This window comes from Streptomyces sp. NPDC054770 (genome assembly GCF_053611985.1).
On sequence record NZ_JBSHBL010000001.1, the window covers coordinates 442,439 to 460,380 of the forward strand.

Consider the following 17,942-nt stretch of genomic DNA (forward strand, 5'->3'; position numbering starts at 1 on the left):
GAGCTCTGCCTGCTCGGCCACGGGCTGACGTGACCTGGGCGGCCTCGTGCGTCAACCCGTGGGTTGACGCCAGGTATCAAACCAGGAGTCAACCCGCGGGCCGAGGCCGTGCGGCGCTGCGGGCGGCAAGCTCTTCGCCATGACGACGACTGACTACCTCATCTCCGCCGCCCTGATCCTTCTGGTGATTCCGCAGATGCGCGGCGGCCGTCTGACGCCCCGTACGCTCCTGCTGCCGCTGGTGTCCGTCAGCGCCGCGGCTGCGCACTATCTTCATTCCTTCCCGACCGGGGGTCACGACGTTCAGCTGGACCTCTTCGGCGTCACGATGGGCATAGTGCTCGGGCTGGCCAGTGGACTGGCCACCCGCGTCAGCCTGACCGAGGACGGCGCCGCGTACTCCAAAGCCGGGTGGCTGGCTGCCCTTCTGTGGGTGCTGGGCATGGGCGCGCGCTCGGCCTTCGTGTACTGGGCCGAGCACAGCGGCGCTCACACGATTGCGCAGTTCAGCCGCGACAACCTGATCACCGGCGCCGCCGCCTGGACCGCCGCGCTGCTGCTGATGGCCGTCACTCAGGTGGTGTGCCGCCTGGTGGTGGTGCGCGTCCGGGCCTACCGGCTTACCTCCCCCGTTGTCACCCCCGCCGTGGCCTGAAGCGTGGCAACCGGCAGACCGCCGCTCGCAACACACTCCGCCCTGGCCCGGTTCCGCGTTCGCGGGCCCGGGCCGGGCTTTGCGATCAGTGGCGCAGCGCGCACCTATTCTTCAGAAGTGACGGACATACTTCAGCCGGCGGGCCCGGTCAGTCCACGGCTGGCCGTGGCTCTTGCCGGTGCCCGGGAGCGACGCGAAGGCAGGGGCCGGCGTATGCAGCCGGTGTTGTGGGGAGTCATGGCCGCCATCGCCGTCCAGTCCCTGCACGCTTCCCCCGCCCCCGGCGTCAGAGGCAGGCACCTGGCAGTCACCCTGGTGCTCGTCGGCTGTCTGCTGCCCATGGCCGCGGTCGCGTCGAACCTGTGGCCCCTCACCGGTCGTCCTGCCCGCTGCCTGGTGTTCTGCGTGCTGGTGGACGGCTTCGGGTTTGCTCTGGGCATCCTGCAGCCCGGCTCGATGTCCACCCTGCCACCGTCCGTCGTGGTCCTGACGGCCTTCCTCATCCTGGAGCGATGGGCGGCCACTGTGCTCGCGGTCGTCGTCATGGGCTGTCTGACCGGCGCGGCGGCGGTCGGGTTGGACGGCGGTACCGACAATTTCCTGCATCAGGTCCTGTTCGGCGTCATCCTGGCCGTCGTGGGCATCGTGGTACGGCAGTCGATCATCAACGAGGTGGCCGTCACAGTGCTGCTGGCCCAGCTTGAGGATGCCCGGGAGGCGGAGACCGAGGCGGCGGCGCTGGCCGAACGCACCCGTATCGCCCAGGATCTGCACGACGTGCTCGCCCATACCCTGTCCGGACTGGCCGTGCAGATGCAGGCCGCCCGGCGGATGGCCCGGCGCGACCGGGCGAGCGGGGATCTGCGGGGGCTGCTGGACCGGGCCGGTGAGCTGGTCAAGGAGGGTGTGGCCGATGCGCGCCGGGCTGTGCGGGCGCTGCGCGGCGAGCGCGTGCCCTCTCTCGATCGGCTGCCCGAACTGGTCGAACGCTATCGGGTGGACCTGGAGCTCGACGTGACGCTGTCCGTGATCGGGCCGCACCGGGAGCTGCAGCCCGACGCTGGTGAAGCCCTGTACCGCGGTGTGCAGGAGGCGTTGACCAATACGGTCCGCTATGCACGTGACGCGCAGGCCACGGTGTCGCTCGTCTATGAGCCCAGGGCCACAATCCTGACCGTCGAAGACCGCCGCACCGGGCCGGGACCGGTCCGGGCGGCACTGGCCGAAGGCTCCGGCCTGGGGCTGACCGGCATGCGCGAACGCGTGACCGGGGTCGGCGGCACCCTGCACGCGGGGCCGACAGCGCATGGATGGGAAGTACGGATGGAGATACCCGCGTGACGGAGCCTGGCAAGACGGCATCTGACGGCGAGAAGATCAAAGTACTGGTCGCGGACGATCAGCAGATCGTACGCAAGGGCCTGGTCCTGCTGATCGACATGCTGGACGGCATCGAGGTGGTCGGCGCAGCCCGTGACGGTGCGGAAGCGGTGCTGCTCGCCGGACAACTGGCCCCGGACGTAGTACTGATGGACCTGAACATGCCGGTCCTCAACGGTGTCGCGGCCACTGCGGCACTGCGTGAGCAGGTACCCGGTTGCAAGGTACTCGTGCTGACCACCTACGCCGACGACGACTCCGTCTTCCCAGCACTGCAGGCGGGAGCGCGGGGCTATCTCACCAAGGACGCCGACGACGACGCGATCGAGGACGCCATCACCAGCGTCCACGACGGCCGCATCTGGCTCGATCCCGAGGTACAGGCCCGCCTGGTCGCGGCCGTGCAGACAAGCGAGGTCGCACCGCCCGCCGCGCAGCGAAAACAGGTCCTCACGCCGCAAACTCCCGCACCTTCCGACGGCCTGACCCCGCGCGAGACCCAGGTACTCACCCTCATCGCTCGGGGCCTGTCCAACGCGGAGATCTGTGCCCGGCTCGTCGTCAGCCCGGCCACGGTGAAGACGCATATCAACCGCATCTTCACCAAGATCGGCGCAGCCGACCGTGCCCAGGCCGTCGGCTACGCCTATCGCAACAACTTGGCCGAGCCCTGGGACTGAAGACGCCGCGACGGACGGCGGCGGGCAATGGCCCGCCGCCGTCGCAGTTCGGTGAAGCGGCAAGGGCCCTTCGTCATCAAAGAGACGATCGGTCAGGGAGAGCAGGCGCACGGAGCAGCCGGTGTCCCGTTTCATTCGATCTTGCCGTCAGGTGACAGACTGACCTGCGGAGATACAAAGTCGAGTGAGACGCCGAAGCCCCGCCGTCTCACGTGATGTTGTCGGTCGCCAAGCATCCCGTACATGCCTGCGGAGCCAGCCTGACCTGGGAGAGCGTCCCGCCGGAAAACTCGATTCGGCCACTATGACCGCGCTCTTCCAGCTGCAACGACACCTTGCGGGCTTGCTCGCTGCGGGAGGCCCCGAGAGCGCGGGGGCGCCGGTTCCCGCCGCCCACTACTTCGCCGATCTGCGCGCGATGGTCGCCATGATCTTCCGGACCTCGCCCGAAGCCCGCCCGTACGCAGACACATCGTTCCTGGCCGCCGTGCTCGACGCCGAGCATGCTTCCCGCACCGCGCAGGCCCAGCCCCTGCTCAACACCGCCGGGAAGAAGAAGACCTCCAAGCCCTACACCGCGCCGCCGACCCACCTCCTGGCCACGGGCGCGGTCCTGCAGATCGCGACTTGGTTGCTCCGCGCTGCGGATCCCTGCACAGCGCGAGAGTCGATGGCCCCGCTCGTTGACAGACTTCGCGATGCCGACCGACCGTCGGCCCCACGGGCGGTCCCTCGCCCACGTTCCATCGCCGCTTGTGGGCAGGTCTGTCTGCACGGCGCGGCGCCCGGGCCCGCGCCCGTGCCGCCTCGTCCTGGTCCGGCGAGGGAACCGGCTGACTCTCTGCTATCGAACGGAGCCAGAGCGAGCGAGCAGGTCCTGGTCCCGCTCACTGCCGGCGGCGTGGTGCACGGTGTCACGGAATTGTTTGGGTGAGGTGCCGGTCACGCGGCGGAACGCGGTGCTGAACGCGCTCTCGGATTCGTAGCCGGTGGCGAAGGCGAGTTCGGAGATTGACCGGGTATTGCGGCGCAGGGCGTCGCGGGCCAGGCTCATTCGCCACTGGATCAGGTATTCCAGTGGTGCAGTTCCGGTCTGCTTCTTGAAGGAGGCGGCGAATGCCGAACGGGACATACGGCCGATATCGGCGAGTTCTTGCAGGGTCCATTTGTGTCCCAGATCGGCGTGCATGGCGCGCAGTGCGGCGCCGATGCCGTTGTCGTTGAGGGCTCCCAGCCAGCCGGTGGGCCGGCCGGTTTGCTCGGCGTGGGCGCGCAGCACCTGAACGAACAGGATCTGCGCGAGATGGTCCATGACCAGAGAGCGGCCGACGGCGTTGCTCTCCACCTCGCTGTTGAGCAGCTCGGTCACGTGCGTGAGCAGCACGCTGCGCGGGTCGGTGGCCCGGACGTGGACGAGCCGCGGCAGGATATCGATCAGTATCGAGGCGTTGGGCTCGTCGAAGTAGAAGTACCCGCCGCACAGGTAGGTGTCTTCCTCGGCCTCGGAGCCGATGCGCGCCACCCCGTTCGTGGCGGTCTTCCACAACGTTTCCGCCGGCTGCGGTTGCTCGGTGAGGGTGCTGGCCATCCGGTAAGACGGCGGGTTGCACAGGAGGTAGAAGTCACCCTCGCGCAGGTGCACGGGCTCGCCCTCGTCCATCGCCAGCCAGCATTCCCCGCGGACGACGCCGCCGATTTTGACGTGAGGGAAGGCATCGAACCGCAACGCCCACGGTTGCGCGGCGCGCAGGGCCGGGTCGACCACGGTGCGGGGCCGCAGCAGGCCGATGGCGCTGGCGATCGGGTCGCCGGACCCGAGCGGAGCACCGGTCGTGGACGATGCGTAAAGAAGTGTGGACTCCACATTATGGATTGTAGCGATCCGCTCTCGCATTCTTGATCCAGCGGGCAAACGGATTTCACGTCGTCTGGCCCGTTATCAGAGGATTTCGTTCGAGCGTACCCGCGTAGAACGAATAAAAGGCATATGGCTTCCGTCCCCGGGAGCCGAAAGAAGGGTCATGATGTCTGCCAACGACCTGCGCACGTTCTACCAGCGCTACATCGACATGCTCAACGCCCACGAACTGCACCGCGTGGACGAGTTCATCAGCGATGAAATCACCTACTACGGCGATCCGGCGACTCGCGCCCAGGCCCACGCCGCGCTGACCGCCGAGATCGAGGCGGTGCCCGACTTCCACTGGGAGCTTGAGGACCTCAAGGTCGACGGAGACACTATCGCCGCCCGGCTGACCAACACGGGCACCCCCGTGAAGGAGTATCTGGGCGTGGCTCCCACCGGCGCCTCGTTCGAAATTGTGGAGTACGCCATCTACCGGGTCCGCGACGGACGGTTCGTGCACATGACCAACCTGCACGACGCCGAGACGCTCAAGCAGCAGCTGCGTGCCTGACCTCCCCCGGCCGATCGGAGTCGGCATCGTCGGCCTGAGCGCGCGGGGAGGCTGGGCGGCCGGCGCCCACCTGCCCGCGCTGGCTGCCGTCAACGGAATGGAGCTGCGCGCGCTGGCGGTGAGCTCACCGGCTTCTGCGCATGCCGCTGGAGCGATGTACAACGTGCCTGCGTACACCTCGGTCGAGGAGCTCGCCGGTGACGACAACGTCGACCTCGTCGTGGTCGCCGTCAAAGTGCCCCGGCATCGCGAGATCGTGCTGCCCGCGCTCGAAGCGGGCGTGCCGGTGCTCACCGAATGGCCGCTCGCGGTCGACCTGGCCGAGGCCGAGGAGATGCAGCATGCCGCCGGAAGGACACCTACCTTCGTCGGCCTGCAGGGGCGCTCCTCGCCCACCTTCCGCTGGCTGACCGACCTGGTCTCCCAGGGGGTTGTGGGAGAGGTGCTCTCCGCCACCGTGGTGGCCTCCTCGACCGAATGGGGCACCCCGGTGTCGCAGCGGCAGGTCTACGCACTCGACCGTCAGCTCGGGGCCACGATGCTGACCATCGCCTTCGGGCATGCGATCGACCTGGTGTCGATGGTCGTCGGGGAGCTTCAGGACGTGGTCGCCACGACCGCGACCCGGCGACCCCACGTCCCTCTGGGTACCACCGGGCAAGTGGTCCCGATGACCGCCGAAGACCAGATCGCGGTCTCCGGCACGGTGCAGGGCGGGGCAATCCTGTCCGTCCACCACCGTGGGGGCGCGGCGTCGGGTGCGGGATTCTCGCTGGTCATCGACGGCACGCAAGGACGACTCGAAGTCACCGGCGCCGAGTTCCCGCACATCGGGCCGGTCACGGTGCACGGCACACGCAACGGCAGCCAGCCTGCCCGGCTCACGCCGCCCAGCGGCCACGACCGCTATCCCGACCTGGCCGGAACCGTGAGCCACACGCTGGCCCACGCCTACGCCGCCATCCGCCACGACCTCATCCACGGCACGGCCCTGGCTCCGGACTTCGCCCACGCCGTCAGGCGCCACCGGCTCCTGGACGCGATTCAGCGCTCCGCCGCCACGGGGCAACGAACCACCACCCACCTCTGACAGACGAAACGGCGCCGGGTCGCACAAGAGGCGACCCGGCCCGCCACTCACGGCAAGCTCCTCCTTGGGCCGGGCCAAACCAGGTGTCCCCGCTCAGCGCCATGCGCCTGCTTGAAGGTCTCGGCCGAGACAGCAACAGGACACGCCACGCACCGCGGGCGGGACGCCCGTTCCTCCTGGACCCCAACCGCCGCGGAGCGCAGCCGCGTTGGTGCGACGGGGCCCGTCGATGCGATCGCATCGTACAAAGAAGAAGATGGAGACCCCAGTGGGACAGCCCGACCACAGGACCGCCCTCATCGCCGGTGCCACCTCCGGCATCGGACTCGCGGCAGCTCGCGCGCTTGCTGCCGAAGGGGCATACGTCTTCTTGACCGGCCGACGCGAGGAATGCTGGAGGAGGCTGGGACGGAGATGGGCGCCGACGGAGCGACGGGCATCGCCGCCGACGTCACCGTCCTCTCCGACCTGTTCACGGTCCAAAAGGCGCTACCGCTGCTCACGAAGGGTTCCTCGGTGATCCTTTGCGGCTCCGCCATCGATGTGAAGGCCGTCACCGGCATGGGCGTCTATGCCGCAACGAAGGCCGCCGTCCGATCCCGGGGCCGCACCTGGGCCGCAGAACTCGTCAACCTGGGCATCCGCGTCAACGTCCTCGCTCGTGGCGCCACCAACACGGCCGCTCTCGCCGAAGTCATTGGCGACCCCGCAGCACTGATGGAGAGCCTGGCCACGGCCCCCCCCATGAACCGCATCGTCACACCCGAGGAGACCGCCAACGTCGTGGTCTTCCGCGCCTCGGACAACAGCAGCTTCATGACCGGATCAGAGATCTACGTCGACGGCGGCCACAGCCAGCTCTGAGCGGGCGGTTCGTGTGTCGGCAACATCTTGGTGATCGTCTCCGGCTCGCCCGGTCTCGTGGACGCCAGCCTGGAGAAGACACTCGCCAAGGCGCAGGCGCCTCCTGACCAACCTCACCGGCGCATACCCCGGTTATCGTGCGCGCTGCCCGTCGCGTCGGCTCGGCGCGGGCCGGGCAGCACTTCCGCCCTGCGCCGCAGTAATGGTGGGGTTGGGCATCGGAGTGGCGTCGGCGGGCAGCCCGGCCATGCGTCGCAGCCGCCACACGAGCACGTCGCTGATCGACCCGGCGGTGCCCAGTTCCCGCCGCCCGGCGGCCTCGGTCAGCAGCGTCGCCGGGTCGTGGCCGACGCTTTCTGCATCGGCGAGCGTGGCGGCCAGGGCGCGCCAGCCCGGTTCGGCGAGAATCTGATCCGCCAACTCTGGCACCGCCTGACGCAGATGGACGCTCTGCCTCTGGCGCAAGGACTGCGACAGGCGCCGGCCTCGCTGGTGCAACACGCCCAGTGGGAGGTTGGCAGCGGCCTGGTAGGCGGCGCGCAGGTGCTCGGCGGCCTCCCGGGCAGCTGCTGCCTGGTGAGCGTGCCCCTTCTTCGCATGCCAGTGGGCGGCGGCGGTGACGAGGAAGAACAGCATGTCGATCGCCATGGCGGTGGTGGCACCGTCTTCGCCGCGGCCGAGGGCGGGGCCGCTGTGGACGAGGTCGCGGGCGGCCTGGCGCAGGGCGCGGTCGTGTCCGCGCACGGCCTGGACGTGGGAGCGGGTGGCCCGCTCGAACACGAAGGCCGCCTCGCGCAGTTCGGCGCGGGTGTGGGCGGCGGAGGTCTTGGCGAGGGCGTCCAGGACCTCTCCGGCGGCGGCGATGTGCGCGGCCACCTGGGCGTCCTCACCGTGATCGATGACCAGCACCGCCTGCCACACGGCGGTGGCTGTCCGGCGCCGTGCCATCGCGGGCCCGCTCGGGGTCTGGGCGGAGGGCGTGGTGTCCGGGCCCTGGTTCGGGGTGTCGTCGGAGAGGCGTTTGCGGATGCGGGGCAGGGACAGGTCGGGGGCGAGGGTGGAACCGGCGTAGTAGACGGGCTCCTTGTCCCTGTTGCGGTCGTCGGGCAGGGCGACCTTGTATCCCTGCAAGTCGCCGGAAGGCAGCACCTTGGTATGCACGAGCAGCCCGGCACCCTTGAGGCGGTCGAGGAACTCCTCCTCACTGCTCGCGCCGGCCACCGCGCGGCGCACGGTCTCGCGCAGTTCCTCGCGGGCGGTGCGGTGCCGGCCCTCGCGTTCGGCCTTGTGCCGTTCGGCGCTGGTCGGCCGCTTGGCGGCGGTGCCGTCCCCGGCCGGGACGCGGCGCAGGTCGTAGTCGGCTTCGATGCGGCGGCACTCGGTCTGGGCGCGGCGGGCCTCGTTGTGCAGGCGGGGTCGGCGGCCGTCGTCGCGTACGAGGGTGGCGATGATGTGGATGTGGTCGTCGGCGTGCCGGACGGCCGCCCAGCGGCAGGCGGCTTCGTCGCCGTCGGGGGCGATGCCGGTGGTGGCAACCATGCGGCGGGCGATGGCCGCCCAGTCCTCGTCGGACAGGATCGGGTCCTCCGGGGCGGCCCGTACGGACAGGTGCCATACGTGCTTCTCGGGCCGTTTGCTGGCGGGCAGGGCGTTGACGGGCTGGTTGAGCAGGTGCTGGAGCTGTTCGTAGGTGGCCTTCGGGTCGCGGCCGGGGTCGGGGGTGAGCGGGTCGAAGGCGGCCACCAGGTGCGGGTCGATGTGCTCCTCTTTGGTGCCGGGGCCGTAGAGGTAGTGGATCAGGCCGATCGTCTCGCTGCCGCGGTCGTGGATGCTGGGGATCACTCAGGGGCACCGTCGTCGCGGTGGGCGAGCAGGGCGTCGGCGGCGTCCTCCATGCGGCGGGCGGCGTTGCCGACGGCCTCGGCTGCCGCGTCGAGGTGGGGTGCGTCGGCGCCGGAGTTGAGGGCTTTGGCGACCTGGTTGAACAGGCCGTGGATGCGGCCGAGGTGCCGGCGGGCGGCGAACAACTCGTTGATGACTTCACGTTCCGTCGCGATCTCGGCGGCGGTGCGGTTCAGGTCTCGGGCGGCCTTGTCGGCGGCGTAGGCGAGGAAGGCGGCGTTGGACATCTGACAGTGGGCGGCGGCGTCGGTGAATCGCTGGAACTCGGTGTCGTTCATACGGCAGCTGGGCTGCTTCAGTCGCTTGCGGGACTTCGGCAGACGGGCGCGCTGACGTCTGGTCGACGCGGATTCGGCCTGCCGCCTCCCTCCCTGCTGCGGTCCGCCCTCGGTCACAGCCTGACTGCCTGGTGCCCCCTGGCGCCGGGCAGTTCCCGCCACCCCCGGGGCGGGAACTCCGGAAGCATCGCTTCCGGTACAACTTGCTGCGCTGTTCAGGCCAGCGGTCATCTCCCCTTCGGCTGTGGGGAGTTCGTAGTTCGGGTCGTGCATGGGCCGGTTCTCCATGGGTGCTGTTGCCAGGTGCTTCGCTGTACGCAATCCCCGTGCCCCGGGCTTGTCTGCCCGGGGCACGGGGTGAGCTGGAAGGGCGGGGCGGTCGGTGTGTTTGCGGGGCTCAGGTGGTGCCGACGGCGGCTTTGCCGCGTTGCCTCTGGCGCTCGGAGGCGGCTTCGTCGGGTCCGTCGAGAGGCTCGGTCTCGGAGCCGTCGTGGGCGGCGGGATCTGGCCGGTCGGTGCGCTCGGTCTGCAGCTGGTCGCGCAGGTCGCGGGCGCGGTTCTGGCTGATCCTGAGTTCGTTGCGCAGGCGCTGTGCGGTCAGCCGGTCGTCGCTCCAGTCGGCAGTCAGGCGCCGGGCTTCGTCGAGTACTTCGGCGTCGGTGCGCGTGCGGTCGGGGGCCGACTTCGTGGCGGAGGGGAGCCGACCGGTCGCACGGTGCGGGGCGGCTCCGGTCGACTCAACCGTGGCGGTCGACCGTCGCGGTCGGGTGGAGCGGGCTGCCCGGTCGGCCTCGGTCGGCTTGGTCACCGGCGTCTTGGCAGCCTTTGCGAGGGCCGACTCGGTCGGTGGCTCGGGGGCCGATCGGGCCTGGTCAGAGGTCGACCGTACGGCCTGTACGTCGGCGGCCTGCCGACCAACCGCTTCGGCAGGGTCACCCGACTCGGGGTTGTGGTGCAGCACCTTCGCCACGAGGTCCGACCCGAAGTAGATCGACCCGACCGGGAGCGAGGTCGCCAGGAGTACGAGGGCCCAGTTCGCCGGGTCCCAGTCGGTCAGTCGGCCCCACCGGGTCGGCATGGTGTGCAGGGCCGGGGTGAGGCCGTGCACGTAGTTCAGCAGGAGGCTGGCGATCGTGTAGGTCGCCAGGACCCGCAGGGCGAACTTCCGGTCGGTATCGGGCAGCACGAGTGTGGCGATCAGCGCGAGGGCCATCAGCCCGTCGACCACGATCGGGTAGAACAGGGCGGCGGTGGGGTCGGCGCCGATGGCGCGGGCGACGTCGGACAAGGCGTTCCACGAGACCCGGAAGGCCATGAGGACCACAGCCATCAGGCCGAGGACGAGGGTGGATCGTGCACCGCGGTTCGGGCGATGACTCTCAGCTCGTGCGTCGGCGCGGCGCCGGTAGAGAGTTCGGAGCCGGGCGAAGGGCGAGCGGTGGCTGTCGGTGCTGGGGGTGGATGCCGGAGCTATCGGGGTGGGGGAGGGCAAGTCAGATATCTCCAGGGTGGGCGTAGGCGGGCATGAGGTGAGGTCTCCGAGGAAGCCGTCCGGGTATGGCATTGGTGCTGCCGACGGGCGGTGAGGGTGGGATTCGGGTGCGCCGGAGGGGCCGTCGGTTAGGCGCCGGCGCCGATACGACAGCCGTCGGTCACGAGGCTTCCTGCCGGGCCAGCTTCGCCACGGCGAGGTCCACGCGGGTGGGGTGCGGCCTCGTGCGGGGTGCGTTGCCCCGGGCGTGGCCGTCGAGCCCGAGGCGCCGGCTGCGGCAGGGCTCGCCCTTGTCGGCGTGGCACCACCGGCACGGGACGCTGAGAGCGTCGGGCTGTCCGGCGGCGACGGCGGCCTCGCGGGCGGCACGCGCGGGCCGGTAGGGGGCGAGTGCCGCGCGGACGGCCGGCGGGATGGACGATCCGGCGGTGGCGAGGGGGGCATCGATGCCTGAGTGCGGGCCGCCGGTGAGCTGTCGGTGCGAGGAGGGCGCGGCCATGCCGGTGGCGACGGCGTGGCGTGTGCCGAGGAGTTCGGTGCGCCAGGCGGCGGGGTTGTCCGGATCGGCGGCCGGGGTGGGATCGGTGTGCCGGTCCAGGCGGTCGCGGCGGTAGGCGCGCCACTTGCGGGCGACGTCCACCGGGAGGATCGGGTACGGGGAGGCCAGGACGTGGGCCCGTATCGCCTCGCGGACGTCCCAGCCGTGATCGGTGGCGAAGGGCACGTCGTGAAGCAGCTCCTGCCACTGCGCGATCTGGTCACGGGCATCGCCCGTGCCGGCGGGGATGGTGCGGGGATCGAGGCGTCCGATGTAGGCGAGGACGGCGGCGACTTCGCGTCGGTCCAAAGGCGGGTTACTCCGTTCCGGTGGGTTCGTCGAGGGCGGCGAGCAGGGCGGCCGTGTGCGCCTCGGTGCGCGTCATGCCGGTGGTCGAGGTGGGGGCGGGTGGGCCACCGGGCAGGGCGTAGAGGGTCGGGCGACCGGGGGCGGGGGTGCGTTCCCGGGCGATCCACGCACGCCAGTCGGCGGCCCACGCGTGGGCGCTGCGGGGATCCCACGAGCTCCGGAAGGTGCGCCACTTCACGTCGGCGGTACGCAGGCCGTGCTCGCCGAGCCGGTCGAGATGCCCGTCGTGCTGGAGCCAGGCGTGGGCGCTGTCGTCGATCTGCCACTCGGTGGCGGAGATGAGTGGGACAGAGCTGCTGCTGCTCTTACTACCGTTCACCTTCGGTTCTCTTCTGTTCTGGGGGTCGGAATCCGCACCCCCCTCAGGTCGGAATCCGTACCCCCTGGGGGTCGGATTCTGTTCCCCGGGGCCGGATTCCGATCCCCCCTCGAAGGGCTCGGCAGGGTCGGATTCCGACCCCCCGAGGGCCGGATTCCGACCCTGTTGGGATGCCGGATTCCGGTCCCCCTCCCGAGGCTCATCGGCGAGGAACCGGGCGGCGATGGGGAGGCGGTAGTACGTCTCTCCCCTGGGTCCCTTGCGGTCGGGGAGCTGCACCAGCTCGCCGTCGGCGATCAGCTTGGCGAGTGCGTCGCGTACGGCGGTACGCGAGGCGTTGGCGCGCTTCATGAGGGTGGGCACGGACGCGTAGGCCACGCAGTGCTCGTCGCGGCACCGGTCGGCGATCAGAGCGAGGACCATGCGGGCGGTGCCCTTGCTGCGGCTGTGGTCCCACACCCATTCGCGGGCGTCATAGCTCATCGGGCGGCGGCTCCTGGGGGTCGGTGCATGGAGGTGCAGTCGGCCCTTGTCGGGCGGTGCACAGGGAGGGGGTTGGCCCACCGCCCCGGCCGACGGCGCGGGGGAGGGCTGGTGGCGTCGTATAGCCAAGACAGCCACATCCATGCCGCTCAAGTCCAGCATTCCGCCGAGAAATTCAGACAGCTGACGGCGAACGCTTACTGCGAGCTAGGCATCCCCAAAATTATAAACGCGAATCGGCCGCTGCCGAAATAACGGACCGTCAGGCCAAGGCAGAAGCATCACATCGGCAAGCCGTTGACGCGCCGCCGACGGGCAAGCTACAACACAACACCGAACGTCACAGCATCGATCGACGCATCCGTCCGCGCCCCCATCCAGACCCCCGGAAACCTCTCCCCGGCGTACGACGCGAGCGCAACATAGCCGACGATCGCCGGTTACCAAAACCGGCGATTGAGCCTTTCAATTGGAGCCATGCCCCCACGCTCATTGGAAATCGGGCCGGCAGGAATGCAGGCGGCCCGTGCCATCGAAATCCTCCGCGCCGAACGCGGCCTGTCACAAAGGCAGTTGGCCGACCGCGTGACAGCCCTCGGCCACCCGATGTCCAACACCATGTTGTCCCGCATCGAGCGCGCCCAGCGCCGATGTGACGTCGACGACCTCGTCGCGATCGCCGAGGCCCTTCACGTCCCGGCACCCGCACTGTTGCCCGGCCGCCCCGCAGTCTGAACCGCCTTCGTCGCGCCGCAACTCGCCCCATCCCGCACCCGAGTGAGGACCCACCGCCCTTGCGCCTGCCCGCAATACCCCCGGCTCCCGCCTGCCCGAAGCGCCCCTCCGCGACGGAGGTGATCGTGAATGGCTGACCGCCTCCTGACCGTCGCCGAGGCCGGCGAAATGCTCGGCACGGGCGAGCGCTTCGTCCGCCGTCTGATCGCCGAGCGCCGCATCCGCTACGTGAAGCTCGGCCGCCCGGTCCGCGTCCCCGAGAGCGCGATCGCCGAGTACGTCGAGGCGCGCACCGTCGAGCCGGTCCGCCGTGTCCGTACCCGCTACGGGAAGGCCGCCTGATGGCGGGACGCAAGCCGCAGCGGCGGCGCGAGTTCGGCACGACCCGCAAGCTCCCCTCCGGTCGATGGCAGGCCCGCTATATCGGCCCCGACGGGCAGCGGCACACCGCACCGGAGACGTTCGAGACCAAGTCCGACGCCCAGGAGTGGCTCAACCTCACCCGCGCCGACATCGAGCGCGACGTGTGGCGCGACCCGGACGCGGGCGCGGTCAACTTCGAGAAGTACGCGCTCCGTTGGAAGGAGGAGCGCGGTCTGGCCCCCACCACGCTCGACCGCTACGACGGGCTGCTGCGCCTGCACATCCTGCCGACCTTCGGCGGCAAGGACCTGGACGAGATCACCCCGCCATCCGTCCGCACGTGGCGTGCCGAGCGCCTGAAGGCGACCGGCGCCACGACGGTCGCCAAGTCGTACCGCCTGCTGAAGGCCATCCTCCAGACGGCGGTCGACGACGACCTCCTGCGCAGCAACCCGTGCCGCATCAAGGGCGCCGGCAAGGAGGAGGCCGACGAACGCCCCACCGCGACCATCGAGCAGGTCTTCGACCTCGCCGATGCCATGGGCCCACGCTGGCGCCTGATGGTGCTGCTCGGCGCCTTCGCCTCCCTCCGCCCGGAGGAGCTGGCCGAACTGCGCCGGCGCAGTATCGATCTCGCCGCATGCTCCCTGCGCGTCACGCAGGCTTCTCCGGAGCTGACCAACGGCAAGCGCGTCACCGGCGACCCCAAGACCAAGGCGGGGAAGCGCACGGTCTACCTGCCGGACTTCATGCTCCCGGAACTGCGACGTCACATGCAGTGGTTCGCGGAGAAGGAGGTGGACGGCCTCCTGTTCGTCGGCGAAAAGGGTGCCCCCTTCCGCCGCTCGACCTTCGGTCGGAAGTGGCGCAAGGCGCGTACCAAGGTCGGCATGCCGGAGAACTTCCGCTTCTACGACCTCCGCCACACCGGCAACACCCTCGCCGCCGACACCGGCGCTAAGTTGAAGGACCTCATGGTCCGCGCCGGGCAGTCCTCGGAGCGGGCTCAGCTGATCTATCAGCACTCGACGGCGAAGCACCAGCGGAAGCTTGCCCGGGGCATTGACGCCGAGGTGCGGCAACAGTTGAGGGAGCCAGGCACCGAGCGTCGGCCTGCCGAAGAGGCGTGACCATGCGTGGGCCGTACGGATCCCAGTCGGATCCGTACGGCAAGCAGCGCGGCGAAAGCCTATGTAGCACAGGGTGTACCGGCCTGGCCTGCGCCATCCCCGGTGCGACCGAACTGGCAGCCTCGTGCAGAACTGGTCAGTTGGGCAGCGAACCTGCCCGCGGTGATGGCGAGCAGTGCCTTGCGGTCGTAGGGGCGCGTATTTAGATGCGGACACCCACGGCCCGCGGCGGGCTATACGACCTGGGTACCGCGAAACCCCTGCGACAAAGCCGCACTTGATCGGCCACCCTTGGTATGTGGCTGCATTCCTCTATGACCGATTGGTCTCGGATCACGAGTACGTACAGCGAGTCAGGCAGCAGCGTCCCAGCGCCCTGTTGCCTGCGATCGCTGCGGCTTCGGCGCGCTGGCATGATGCGACTTGGTGGAGCAGCCCATTTCGTAAGTACACGCCCTGGGCCCTGGCCGATGTCGCCCGCGTCAGCCTCACCTGCGGAAATGAATACCGTGGAGACGGCAGCTGCGACGACAATGACCTACTGAGCATGCTTGCCGCCTACGCAGCGCTCACCGATCCCATGGTCCGCGACAAGGGCAGTTTCGAGTCCGTCTCGGGCTGGCTGCTGCGTGTTTCGGGCGAACAGTTCAGCTTCCAGGAGTCGGGGTTCAGCGATCTGGCGCGCACGGCGGCCCTGTTTGATCAGACGTCTCCGGCCCGTGCCCCCGCATGCCTTGTCGACGGTTGGGACGAAGAACTCCTTGGTTGCTCCCTTTCCGAATATGTCGGCGTCGCTCAGCTCCTGCACGTGTCGGCGCAGCACAACGCGGGCCGCTTCGATCCGGCATGGCTCGAACAGCCTCAGATGGCGAAGGTCTGCTCCGTCATCCCCGCGGACACCATCCGAGAGGTCACCGAGCGCCACTTCGTCACTGACCAGAAGGGGTTCCGAGCCCAGAACGAAGCGCGCAGGCTGAGCAGGGACCCCCACCTGCGCCGTTTTGAGTACAACCCGTTGCGAGGTCGCCCGTTCCTGTCCGGCTTCGGGCCCGGCTATCTCGCTCCCTCAACCCACTTGGTCGCTCCTAAGGGCAGCCCACTGGGCCTCTACTACCTGGGCGTGGAGCACTTCGGGAACTCCTTCGCTCAGGAGCTCGGAGACCTTTTCGAGCAATACATTGGACGCCAACTTCGCCTGCTGCCCGATGCCGAAGTGCACTCCGAGGTCATCTATCGCGATGAGCGACGCAGCGTTGACTGGATCGTCGTCTTCGACGACCTCGTCCTGCTCGTCGAAGTGAAGTCAACTCGACCCGCCCAGGAGCTACGTCTCGGCGTACTGGACAGAACCAACGCCGCCCTGCGCCAGCTCAAGCACGCCCACCAGCAGGTACAAACCACCGCAGCCCTAATCAGCAGCAGGCACCCGAACTTCACCCACATACCCGCGGACCGGCCCGTGCACGGCCTGGTCGTGACCATGGAGCCCTTCCACACGGCCAACGCCCCCTTCCAGCGTGAGGGGTGGCAGGAATCAGACACGTGTGTCACGGTCTGTAGCGCCTCGGAACTCGAAAACCTCGTCACCATGCAGGAGACGTCGGCGAGCCAACTTCTGCTGGAACGACAAGCAGACGCTCTCCAGTCCACGTATGCCCTGAGCACTGTCCTTACGGACAAGAGCCTTGGTCGTAACTCGATCCTGGACGCAGGCTGGAAAAGCTACCCGTGGAATCGGTACGCCGATCTCGGCGAACGGCTGCTGTTGCCGTGAGGGCCCGGCCGCTGGCTGTCGACCGCTTCACGCCGAACGGCTTCCTGCCGTCCAGCAAGTCGCTTTGCGTATGCGACCCAGATGAAATTTGCTGGACCTGTGACCCAGGTCACCGAAAATGGATCTCATTATTTGAGACGTTCCGGCGGTGCGAGGTTCGGATTTCCCCCTGAGGCCCTCGAATTAGGCCCTTCACTTCGACTTAGGGCACGCGGAGGGCACGCAACCTTCAAATTGGACTAGACAACAAACAACCCCCGGGTCATCGACCTGGGGGTTCGTGTTGGAGCGGGTGACGAGAATCGAACTCGCACTCTCAGCTTGGGAAGCTGATGTTCTACCATTAAACTACACCCGCGTAAGACGCCGACAGCTCGGTGTCCGAACGCTCGCTTACTGTACCTCATGACGGACCCCCGATGCTGAGACCGTGGGGTCCGTGTGCGTTTCAGGGGGTGGGATCGGGCTGCGGGGGAACGGAGTTGGGGCGTACGGTGGAGGTACGGGAGAGGGGCCCGGCAGGCCGGAGTGCCGCCTGGAGAGCCGTCCCTTTGATCCCGTAATGTGGCCTTCCGTCGTCACGGCAGTAAGCCCGACGCGGCTCCTGGGGAAGGGACTTAAGGGACTTGATGGAACGCACCGTCGTCCGCTGTGCCGAAGGGCACGTGTTCAGCACCGCTTCGTTCCCGATGCAGCAGGCCGAGCGGCTCGGCCCCGGTCGGCTCGTGCGGTGTCCCAAGTGCGCCCGGCTGCGCAGCGTCGTGCCGGTCGCACTTGAGAAGCAGTAGAGAGCAGCAGAGAGCAGTAGCGGAAGCAGGAGAACAGCAGTAACAAGGGCGCGTGGACTCGTCACGGTTTTCATGGGTCCGCGCGCCTTGCGTATCCTCGGGGCGTGCTTCTCTCAGACAAGGACATCCGGGCCGAGATCGACGCCGGGCGGGTACGGATCGATCCCTACGACGAATCCATGGTGCAGCCGTCGAGCATCGACGTGCGGCTGGACCGTTTCTTCCGGGTGTTCGAGAACCACCGGTACCCGCACATCGACCCCTCCGTCGAGCAACCGGACCTCACCCGGCTCGTGGAGCCCGAGGGCGACGAGCCCTTCATCCTCCACCCCGGTGAGTTCGTGCTCGCCTCGACGTACGAGGTCATCTCGCTGCCCGATGATCTCGCGTCCAGGCTGGAGGGGAAGTCCTCGCTCGGGCGGCTCGGGCTCGTCACGCACTCCACCGCCGGGTTCATCGACCCCGGCTTCAGCGGGCACGTGACCCTTGAGCTGTCCAACCTCGCGACCCTCCCCATCAAGCTGTGGCCGGGCATGAAGATCGGGCAGCTGTGCATGTTCCGGCTCTCCTCCCCCGCCGAGCACTCCTACGGCAGTGAGCGCTACGGCTCCCGTTACCAGGGGCAGCGCGGACCCACCGCCTCCCGCTCCTACCTCAATTTCCATCGGACCCAGGTGTGAGGGGC

19 protein-coding genes and 1 tRNA gene are annotated in these 17,942 nt (G+C 68.8%); 13 read left to right on the forward strand and 7 right to left on the reverse strand.

What is annotated here, in order from left to right:
- Positions 1-139: 139 nt before the first annotated feature.
- From ACWGKQ_RS01925 to ACWGKQ_RS01935, 3 genes are all read left to right on the forward strand, one after another.
- Positions 140-655, forward strand: a complete 516-nt coding sequence (locus tag ACWGKQ_RS01925) for a hypothetical protein (RefSeq protein WP_453289889.1) — start codon at positions 140-142, stop codon at positions 653-655.
- A gap of 237 nt (positions 656-892) precedes the next feature.
- Positions 893-1,996: a sensor histidine kinase gene (locus tag ACWGKQ_RS01930; protein WP_019075707.1), complete on the forward strand. Its 1,104-nt coding sequence runs from the start codon at positions 893-895 to the stop codon at positions 1,994-1,996.
- The gene (locus tag ACWGKQ_RS01935) at positions 1,993-2,715 is read left to right on the forward strand and encodes a response regulator transcription factor (RefSeq protein ID WP_453289890.1); all 723 of its coding nucleotides are present in this window, start codon (positions 1,993-1,995) and stop codon (positions 2,713-2,715) included. The genes ACWGKQ_RS01930 and ACWGKQ_RS01935 overlap by 4 nt, the downstream gene beginning before the upstream one ends.
- A gap of 844 nt (positions 2,716-3,559) precedes the next feature.
- Here the strand turns inward: ACWGKQ_RS01935 and ACWGKQ_RS01940 are convergent.
- Entirely contained in the window at positions 3,560-4,579 is a 1,020-nt protein-coding gene (locus ACWGKQ_RS01940; RefSeq protein WP_453289891.1) for an AraC family transcriptional regulator, read from the reverse strand.
- Positions 4,580-4,736: 157 nt separating this feature from the next.
- Here ACWGKQ_RS01940 and ACWGKQ_RS01945 point away from each other — a divergent pair, with 157 nt between their 5' ends.
- The 4 genes from ACWGKQ_RS01945 to ACWGKQ_RS01960 all read left to right on the forward strand — a co-directional run bounded on the left by ACWGKQ_RS01945 (position 4,737) and on the right by ACWGKQ_RS01960 (position 7,086).
- Positions 4,737-5,132: an ester cyclase gene (locus tag ACWGKQ_RS01945; RefSeq protein ID WP_453289892.1), complete on the forward strand. Its 396-nt coding sequence runs from the start codon at positions 4,737-4,739 to the stop codon at positions 5,130-5,132.
- On the forward strand, positions 5,125-6,222 hold the full coding sequence (locus ACWGKQ_RS01950; RefSeq protein WP_453289893.1) for a Gfo/Idh/MocA family protein: 1,098 nt from the start codon (positions 5,125-5,127) through the stop codon (positions 6,220-6,222). The genes ACWGKQ_RS01945 and ACWGKQ_RS01950 overlap by 8 nt, the downstream gene beginning before the upstream one ends.
- Before the next feature lie 256 nt (positions 6,223-6,478).
- The gene (locus ACWGKQ_RS01955) at positions 6,479-6,742 is read left to right on the forward strand and encodes an SDR family NAD(P)-dependent oxidoreductase (protein ID WP_453289894.1); all 264 of its coding nucleotides are present in this window, start codon (positions 6,479-6,481) and stop codon (positions 6,740-6,742) included.
- On the forward strand, positions 6,637-7,086 hold the full coding sequence (locus ACWGKQ_RS01960) for an SDR family oxidoreductase (RefSeq protein WP_453289895.1): 450 nt from the start codon (positions 6,637-6,639) through the stop codon (positions 7,084-7,086). Before ACWGKQ_RS01955 ends, ACWGKQ_RS01960 begins: the two co-directional genes overlap by 106 nt.
- 132 nt (positions 7,087-7,218) lie before the next feature.
- Here ACWGKQ_RS01960 and ACWGKQ_RS01965 read toward each other — a convergent pair whose 3' ends face one another.
- From ACWGKQ_RS01965 to ACWGKQ_RS01985, 5 genes are all read right to left on the reverse strand, one after another.
- Complete coding sequence (locus ACWGKQ_RS01965) at positions 7,219-8,928, reverse strand: relaxase/mobilization nuclease domain-containing protein (protein WP_453289896.1); 1,710 nt, start codon at positions 8,926-8,928, stop codon at positions 7,219-7,221.
- Complete coding sequence (locus ACWGKQ_RS01970) at positions 8,925-9,266, reverse strand: plasmid mobilization relaxosome protein MobC (protein ID WP_453289897.1); 342 nt, start codon at positions 9,264-9,266, stop codon at positions 8,925-8,927. Before ACWGKQ_RS01970 ends, ACWGKQ_RS01965 begins: the two co-directional genes overlap by 4 nt.
- 397 nt (positions 9,267-9,663) lie before the next feature.
- Complete coding sequence (locus ACWGKQ_RS01975) at positions 9,664-10,596, reverse strand: DUF2637 domain-containing protein (RefSeq protein WP_453289898.1); 933 nt, start codon at positions 10,594-10,596, stop codon at positions 9,664-9,666.
- A gap of 322 nt (positions 10,597-10,918) precedes the next feature.
- Complete coding sequence (locus ACWGKQ_RS01980) at positions 10,919-11,605, reverse strand: zinc finger domain-containing protein (protein WP_453289899.1); 687 nt, start codon at positions 11,603-11,605, stop codon at positions 10,919-10,921.
- Positions 11,606-11,612: 7 nt separating this feature from the next.
- Entirely contained in the window at positions 11,613-12,467 is an 855-nt protein-coding gene (locus tag ACWGKQ_RS01985) for a helix-turn-helix domain-containing protein (RefSeq protein WP_453289900.1), read from the reverse strand.
- A gap of 477 nt (positions 12,468-12,944) precedes the next feature.
- Here ACWGKQ_RS01985 and ACWGKQ_RS01990 point away from each other — a divergent pair, with 477 nt between their 5' ends.
- The 4 genes from ACWGKQ_RS01990 to ACWGKQ_RS02005 all read left to right on the forward strand — a co-directional run bounded on the left by ACWGKQ_RS01990 (position 12,945) and on the right by ACWGKQ_RS02005 (position 16,469).
- Positions 12,945-13,202 carry a helix-turn-helix domain-containing protein gene (locus ACWGKQ_RS01990; RefSeq protein ID WP_453289901.1) on the forward strand — a complete coding sequence of 86 codons (258 nt, stop codon included), beginning with the start codon at positions 12,945-12,947 and terminating at the stop codon, positions 13,200-13,202.
- Positions 13,203-13,331: 129 nt separating this feature from the next.
- Positions 13,332-13,544 (forward strand): helix-turn-helix domain-containing protein, encoded by a 213-nt coding sequence (locus tag ACWGKQ_RS01995; protein WP_037706735.1) that lies wholly within the window; start codon positions 13,332-13,334, stop codon positions 13,542-13,544.
- The gene (locus ACWGKQ_RS02000) at positions 13,544-14,695 is read left to right on the forward strand and encodes a tyrosine-type recombinase/integrase (protein WP_453289902.1); all 1,152 of its coding nucleotides are present in this window, start codon (positions 13,544-13,546) and stop codon (positions 14,693-14,695) included. Before ACWGKQ_RS01995 ends, ACWGKQ_RS02000 begins: the two co-directional genes overlap by 1 nt.
- 298 nt (positions 14,696-14,993) lie before the next feature.
- Positions 14,994-16,469, forward strand: coding sequence for a hypothetical protein (locus ACWGKQ_RS02005; RefSeq protein ID WP_453289903.1), 1,476 nt, complete (start codon positions 14,994-14,996; stop codon positions 16,467-16,469).
- Between the two features lie 284 nt (positions 16,470-16,753).
- Here the strand turns inward: ACWGKQ_RS02005 and ACWGKQ_RS02010 are convergent.
- Positions 16,754-16,827: transfer RNA gene (locus ACWGKQ_RS02010), tRNA-Gly, on the reverse strand.
- 271 nt (positions 16,828-17,098) lie between these two features.
- Here ACWGKQ_RS02010 and ACWGKQ_RS02015 point away from each other — a divergent pair.
- Complete coding sequence (locus tag ACWGKQ_RS02015; protein ID WP_362325943.1) at positions 17,099-17,257, forward strand: hypothetical protein; 159 nt, start codon at positions 17,099-17,101, stop codon at positions 17,255-17,257.
- A gap of 104 nt (positions 17,258-17,361) precedes the next feature.
- On the forward strand, positions 17,362-17,937 hold the full coding sequence (dcd, locus tag ACWGKQ_RS02020) for a dCTP deaminase (RefSeq protein WP_133023558.1): 576 nt from the start codon (positions 17,362-17,364) through the stop codon (positions 17,935-17,937).
- The last annotated feature ends 5 nt before the right edge of the window (positions 17,938-17,942 follow it).